Below are 6,086 nucleotides of genomic sequence, written 5' to 3'. Positions count from 1 at the left end.
AAGCTGATGGAGGAGTCCAATCTCTCCACCGGCGGCCACGTCCTGTTCGCCCACTACCAGCAAGGCATGACCGACTACCTGGCGATCGCCCTGCTGCACCACAGCGAAGGCGTGGCGGTGAACGAGTCGCTGGAGGTCACCCCGTCGCGCCACCTGGACCTCGGCCAGTTGCACCTGGCCGCGCGGATCAACATTTCCGAATGGCGCAACAACAAGCAGTCGAAGCAGTACATCTCGTTCATCAAGGGCAAGGGCGGGAAGAAGGTCTCCGACTATTTCCGCGACTTCATCGGCTGCCAGGAAGGGGTGGATTCGCCGAGCGAGACGCGCACCCTGCTGAAAGCCTTCAGCGATTTCGTGGAAAGCGAGGACATGGCCGAGGAACAGGCCCGCGAGAAGACCGAGACGCTGGTCGACTACGCCACCTCCCAGGCGCGCATCGGCGAGCCGATGACCCTCGACGCGCTTTCGGAACTGATGGACGACCAGCAACCGCGGGCGTTCTACGACTACATCCGTAACAAGGACTACGGCCTGTCGCCGGAAATCCCGGCGGACAAGCGCACCCTCAACCAGTTCCGCCGCTTCACCGGCCGCGCCGAAGGCCTGTCGATCAGCTTCGAGGCGCACCTGCTGGGCTCCAGGATCGAGTACGACGAGGAGCGCGACACACTCCGGATCAGCAGCCTCCCCACTCAGCTTCGCGACCAGCTCAAGCGCCGCAAGGCGGAGCAGGAGAGCACGTCATGAAAGGGGTTCGTCGCCCAATCCTGCGCTACCACGGAGGCAAGTGGAAACTTGCTCCCTGGATCATCCAGCACCTGGCGCCACATCACACTTACGTCGAGCCCTTCGGCGGCGCAGCCTCCGTCCTGCTCCGGAAAGCCCGCAGCTACGCCGAGATCTATAACGACCTCGACGGGGACGTGGTGAACCTGTTCCGCGTCGCGCGGGATCACGGTGAGCAACTGCGCCAGGCCCTGGCGCTTACCCCGTTTGCCCGGGAAGAGTTCGAAGCCAGCTACGCGGAAACGTCCGATCCGCTCGAGCGCGCGCGGCGGATGGTTACCCGAAGCTTGCAAGGTTTCGGTACCGCAGCTGCGTCCGGCGAACGTACAGGGTTCCGCTCAACCTCGACCAGATCCGGTACCGGACCTGCACTGGACTGGCGCAACTACCCCGACACGCTGACCGCGATAACAGAACGCCTGCAGGGCGTGGTGATCGAAAACCGCGACGCCCTCGCGCTGATGGAATATCACGACCGGCCGAATACGCTGCACTACGTGGATCCGCCCTATGTCCACTCGACCCGCAGCACGAAGGTGCGCCACAACGCCACAGGCAAGTCGTACCGGTACGAACTGGACGACAACCAGCACAAGGAGCTGGCGGCATTCCTCAAGCGGCTGCGCGGCATGGTGGTGCTCTCCGGATATCCCTGCCCACTCTACGACGAGCTCTACAGCACCTGGCACAGAGTCGACCGCCACGCCTATGCAGACGGCTCCAGAGAGCGAATCGAATGCCTCTGGCTCAACAGCGCAGCGCTTGAGGGGTTGGCACAACTGGATTTCTTCCAGGCCAGTAATGCGTCTCCATCGCCCTCATTCCAGACCACGGTCGCTCAGTACTGAGCGATCTGCAGGAGAACAATATGAAGAACGTTACTTCGATCGACCGCAAACACGCAGAAGACAAGTTTGTTGTACGCATGCCGCAAGGGCTCCGCGATCAACTCAAGCAAAAAGCCGCGCATAACCACCGCTCGGCCAACAGCGAGATCGTCTACCGGCTGGAGCGCAGCAACGCGCTCGAAGAAGAACTCGCTCGAGCGAACCGAATGGTCGACGAGCTCTTCGCCAAGAACCAGCGTCTGCAGGCAGAGCTGGCTGCGGCGAACACGCCTCAGGTGGCGGAGGCATGAGTATGGCCAAGATCAACCCGCAAGATCTGAAAGACCGGCTACTTGCCCCTGGTTTCACCGCGCCGCCCGTTCTGGAACAGTTGTCGGACCCGATCAGCGACACGCCCATGGTGCTGACACTCGACCAGGTCCTCCCCTGGCACGACAACCCCCGGACCACTCGAAACCCGAAATACGATGAGTTGAAAGAATCGATCCGGCATCGAGGCCTCGATACGCCGCCACCAGTGACTCGACGCCCTGGGGAAGACAAATACCGCATTCGCAACGGCGGAAACACTCGCCTGGAAATTCTCAACGAGCTCTACAAAGAAACCGGCGACGAACGTTACTTCCGCTTCAACTGCCTGTTCAGGCCCTGGGACAAGCAGCGCGGCGAAATCATCGCGCTGACTGGTCACCTGGCTGAGAACGATCTGAAGGGTGACCTCAAGTTCATCGAGCGAGCCGTGGGCATTCAGAAAGCGAAAGCCTGGTATGAGGAGGAGAAAGGCGAACCGGTCGGCATCCGCGAGCTGTCACGGAAGCTCACCGATGACGGCTATCCTGTTTCACATTCACACATCAGCAAGATGCTGGATGCCGTTGAGATACTGCTGCCAGCCATCCCTGTGATGCTGTATTCAGGGCTCGGTAAACCGCAAATCGAAAAACTCCTGTCACTCAGAAAGTCGGCATCCTCCTGCTGGGCACGTCTATACGCCGGTGAAGGGATTGACTTTGAAATGCTGTTCCAGGACACGCTGGCAATCTTCGACAGTAGCCCTGACGAGTTCATATTCGACCGCTTCCAGGACGAGCTCATCGACCAGATGAAGCGGCCCCTGGGCCTGCGTTATGACCAGATCCTGCTCGAGATCACCAACGGCCAGCAGGAACAGCGCCGGGGCACTCTGGTCGATCTGCCCGCACCTGCCGCACCACCTGAAATCCCACCAGTAGGGCAGGAAAGTCCTGCCGCGTCGACTACTGGACAAGCACAATCACAGAGCCCCGCTGCCGGCCTCCAAACGTCCAAGACCAATAGCCTCCCGGGTAATCCCTCTACCCCGCCAACTCCGCCGCTACCTGTACAACAGCAGCAACTGACCGATGAGGAGCGTGCAGCGCTCTTGGCAGGCCATATCGTGAGTCCGGTATCGACCAAGATCCAGCAGACTCGCCAACGTCTGGCCGCTCTCGAGGGTGAACATCTACCTGTCTTCGATGAAACAGCCCTGCAGGCAATCCCAGTGCAAGTCGGCGGTCTGCACCCGATCACCGACCTCTGGTACATCGAGCGGTCGATCGATACCCCCGAGATCCTGCGACAGCACATCGCTGACCTGGCTGAAGAGATCGCTCTGCACGTCGGCGCCCCTGGCGAAATCGTCAGGATCCAGGGCGGTGTGGGTTACACGTATCGCGAGCCCAATGAAGACCCTGAGATTACTGATTCAGCGCTGCACCTCATGACGCTGCTTCAAGCGCTCAGCGGCCAGGTCCAAGTCGTCCTGAACTCACACGACCAGCAGACCTGCCGCGATGCACTGGGTGAATTCCAGTTCTCAGCTGGCCTCGCTCAGTTGCTGCTGGGCCAACCCACCACAAGCGATCAGCCATCCAACCAGGCAGGCCGTCTCAATGACGAAGCCCTGGTGAAACTGTTCCGGATCATTCGTCTTGCCCGACGCCTGGTTGACCTTGAGCTGCCGCCGGCCACCTTCGAGCAAGCAGCTACCGACCAGTGATTTCGCACGATTTGGGGAGAGATCGACATGTCGAAGTCGTTGATCAATGAAGCGGTCCTGACTCAAGTGCTCAACCACCTGCGCAACGGCCAGCTCAGGCGTTGTGCCGAGATGGGGCTGCGGCCGGAGATTCTGGCTCAGCTCCAACAGCCTGCCGTCATGAGCATCCTGACCAATACCCCGGTTTCTTGGGTAGACGTCAGAGTGAACATCGACGTCATGGAGAAAATCCTGGCCACAGCCGAGCGCAGCGCGCAGGAAGAGCTGCAGATCGAACGCGCACTGAAGCTGGGAGCCACCACAACGATGATTCAGAGCTTTTTCGGTCTGTCGCCGGAGGACACCGCCACCAAGCGCTTGATCCTGGAGATCCACCCGCGCCGCGGTCGCTGGCGGCAACTTGACGAACAGACCGAACGCCAGATTTGGTTCCGCTGGGAGCACCTGATGCAGGAAAACCAGGTCCGCCTCGAGGACAGCATGGAGTTGCTGGACATCGCGATGATCCTCACCGAGGAAGTCAACGCCGGAGTCGAACAAGACAGTCCAGAGTTCATCAGCCTCGCCATCGTTTGGTCTCTCATCCAGAGCTGGTTGAAAGACAGCCTCTACCAACCAAACAGGAAAGAGCAGGCCAAGCCCGCCACCCTTTACCTGGCCAACGTCAGCGCTCACCTCCCCTCGCCTACGGCTCACCCGCCACAGAGCCCCCGCTTGGAGATTGAGTCTGCGCAGCAGCAACTCCTCAACCTGGTTCAGTCCGAAGGCGATACGACACCATGACAATGAGGCTGTCGCGCTTTCCCATTTCGACTCTGCTGGACTCGGCCTCGGGACATCTCGAGGCCCACTTGTTTAAGAAGCGGCTTGATGCCGAGAGCGGCGAACCGCTGGCTCAACAATATTCCGGCATCATTTTCAGCGGTAACCCGCATGAAACCGTTCCTCGGCGCCTGCTGCTGGATAAACGCCTCACCCCGCTGGAGCGGAACTGCTGGCAAGTGTTCCGCTTGCTCATCAACGACGACGGACTGACCGCGTTCCCTACATACGAGCAACTACGCCCTTATCTCGGCATGCAGCCGGGTAAGATCGCCTCGCGCGAAACCATCGCCAAGGCACTCAAGGTCCTTCGGTTGACACGCTGGCTCAGTCTCGGCCGTCGCCTGCGCAACGACCTCAACGGGCAAGTACAGGGCAACGTCTACATCCTCCACGACGAACCGGTATCCCCGGCAGAAGCCCTGGAGCTGGACCCCGACTACATGCAGTTGCTGAGCCAGTCCACCGGCGACAGCAACCGAGCCATACGCGAAATCGGCCAGGTCACATGGCGGGAGTTCAGGGATGACCCGGACGTGGGTCGCCGCCTCCCAACCCATCTGGAGAAGCTCGAGGGACGCTTGAACCACCAGCAATGGGCTATTGATAGTCAGCTCGAAGCGGATCCAGCGGCAGAGTTCGGCATCCGAACTCTGCCCGATCTACCTCATTCAACCCTGAGTTCGGATGCCGAACTCAGTGAAATCAGCGGCAAGCAATGCGCTTTACCGCTGAGTTCGGATGCCGAACCCAGACAGAATCCGCCGAGTACGCCCTTGGTTCGGATGCCGAACTCATATAGTACGTATACATACAAACAAGGTTCTGTATGTAAAAAGCCAGTACAACCGCGAACACGCGAGGAAGCACATCCGAACTGGCAGGGCCTCTTGCACACACTGGAGGCCGAGCAACGGATCCAAGCCGTAAGCGCGCTCCGACGGGTGTCCGAGGATCTTCGGCAACCCATCATCGAGCAATGGCAGCACCGATGTGCCGGCGGAACCGTCGGTAATCCGTTCGGCTACCTCATGACGCTCATCCAGCGTGCAGTCCAGGGCAAGTTCAACGCCTCTTGGGCTCCAGAGGAACCGGCTGAACGAACCATCCCAGCAGCGGAACGCCCCAGTCGTGCTCTGGCACCACCAAGCCCCACAACGCCTACACAGCCTCAGCTTCAGCCGAAGGGGGATACCCGGACAGGGAACGAGGTCCTCAGCCGGCTCAAGGACCTCATTCGGCCCAGGCACGGATCGAGCGTGCCATCCGAGCGGGGTGATGAGCCATGAGAAAGTCTCGGTCGGGCGTCGTGTTTTTTGGTGATGCGGCCCGCATCACTCTGCCAGGTCCTGACCTCGGCACCGGTGGCGAACTGGGTGTTGCCACTGGCAACACTCTGCCAAGGATCGAACTCGGTGCCGTCGACGAGCTGGGTGGTGCCACTGGCACCACTTCACCAGGATCCAGCCTCGGCGCCGTCGAGGAGTTGGGTGATTCCACTGGAATCACCCCACCAGGGACCGACCCCAGCGCCGGCGGCGAGCTGGGTGTTGCCACTGGCAACACTCTGCCAAGGATCGACCTCGGCGCCGTCGACGAGTTGGGTG

At 60.5% G+C, this 6,086-nt stretch carries 6 protein-coding genes and 1 pseudogene; all 7 read left to right on the top strand.

Going from position 1 to position 6,086, the window contains the following annotated elements; genetic code table 11:
• A partial coding sequence (yejK, locus tag ACTJJX_RS34570; RefSeq protein ID WP_171886853.1) for a nucleoid-associated protein YejK occupies positions 1–750 on the top strand: 750 nt, incomplete at its 5' end.
• A complete protein-coding gene (locus ACTJJX_RS34565) occupies positions 747–1,637 on the top strand; it encodes a DNA adenine methylase (RefSeq protein WP_003119279.1) in 891 nt (296 codons plus the stop codon). The genes yejK and ACTJJX_RS34565, both read left to right, overlap by 4 nt.
• Before the next feature lie 20 nt (positions 1,638–1,657).
• Entirely contained in the window at positions 1,658–1,927 is a 270-nt protein-coding gene (locus tag ACTJJX_RS34560; RefSeq protein ID WP_003448782.1) for an Arc family DNA-binding protein, read from the top strand.
• Positions 1,924–3,657, top strand: a complete 1,734-nt coding sequence (locus ACTJJX_RS34555; RefSeq protein ID WP_003448780.1) for a ParB family protein — start codon at positions 1,924–1,926, stop codon at positions 3,655–3,657. The genes ACTJJX_RS34560 and ACTJJX_RS34555 overlap by 4 nt, the downstream gene beginning before the upstream one ends.
• Positions 3,658–3,684: 27 nt before the next feature.
• Positions 3,685–4,440: a DUF2857 domain-containing protein gene (locus ACTJJX_RS34550; RefSeq protein WP_003121580.1), complete on the top strand. Its 756-nt coding sequence runs from the start codon at positions 3,685–3,687 to the stop codon at positions 4,438–4,440.
• Positions 4,441–4,442: 2 nt separating this feature from the next.
• The gene (locus tag ACTJJX_RS34545; RefSeq protein ID WP_031675614.1) at positions 4,443–5,768 is read left to right on the top strand and encodes an STY4528 family pathogenicity island replication protein; all 1,326 of its coding nucleotides are present in this window, start codon (positions 4,443–4,445) and stop codon (positions 5,766–5,768) included.
• Positions 5,765–6,086: pseudogene (locus tag ACTJJX_RS34540) on the top strand (hypothetical protein); the annotation flags it as partial. The gene ACTJJX_RS34545 and the pseudogene ACTJJX_RS34540, both read left to right, overlap by 4 nt.

It is taken from the genome of Pseudomonas sp. 22490 (genome assembly GCF_052044465.1).
In the GTDB taxonomy this organism is placed as follows: Bacteria; Pseudomonadota; Gammaproteobacteria; order Pseudomonadales; family Pseudomonadaceae; genus Pseudomonas; species Pseudomonas aeruginosa.
This window is presented reverse-complemented; position numbering and strand designations above follow the sequence as displayed.